1 rRNA gene is annotated in these 854 nt (G+C 57.5%); it reads right to left on the reverse strand.

Annotation, left to right across the window (positions count from 1 at the left end):
• Positions 1 to 854 (reverse strand): 23S ribosomal RNA (locus tag ACJOT3_RS34740); the annotation flags it as partial.

Raw genomic sequence — 854 nt, forward strand, 5'->3', positions numbered from 1 at the left:
ATTTCACCGGGCCCATGGTTGAGACAGTGGGGAAGTCGTTACGCCATTCGTGCAGGTCGGAACTTACCCGACAAGGAATTTCGCTACCTTAGGATGGTTATAGTTACCACCGCCGTTTACTGGCGCTTGGATTCCCAGCTTCACCGACCCGAAAGTCAGTTGACCGGTCCTCTTAACGTTCCAGCACCGGGCAGGCGTCAGTCCGTATACAGCGTCTTACGACTTCGCACGGACCTGTGTTTTTAATAAACAGTCGCTTCCCCCCGCTATCTGCGACCCCACCCAGCTCCAGCCGCGAAGGCCTTCACCGGACAGGGCTCCCCTTCTCCCAAAGTTACGGGGACAATTTGCCGAGTTCCTTAACCATGGTTCACCCGAACGCCTCGGTATTCTCTACCTGACCACCTGCGTCGGTTTAGGGTACTGGCCGCTCACGAACTCGCTAGAGGCTTTTCTCGACAGCATGGGATCACTCACTTCGCCAAAAACGGCTCCGCATCACGTCTCAGCCATTTAACGGGAGGCGGATTTGCCAACCCCCCGGCCTACACGCTTACCCCCGGACAACCACCGCCGGGTAGAGCTACCCTCCTGCGTCACCCCATCACTTACCTACTACAAGCTCGGATCCCAGACCAGCACAGCAACCCGTCCCGAAGGACAGGAAACCAGCCGGCGTGGTTAGCATCACCTGATTCGATACTGGACGCTCGTGCACGGGTACGGGAATATCAACCCGTTATCCATCGACTACGCCTGTCGGCCTCGCCTTAGGTCCAGACTCACCCTGGGCGGATTAACCTGCCCCAGGAACCCTTAGTCAATCGGCGGCAACGTTTCTCACGCTGCTTTCG

The organism is Nocardiopsis protaetiae (assembly GCF_045446735.1).
GTDB lineage: Bacteria > Actinomycetota > Actinomycetes > Streptosporangiales > Streptosporangiaceae > Nocardiopsis > Nocardiopsis protaetiae.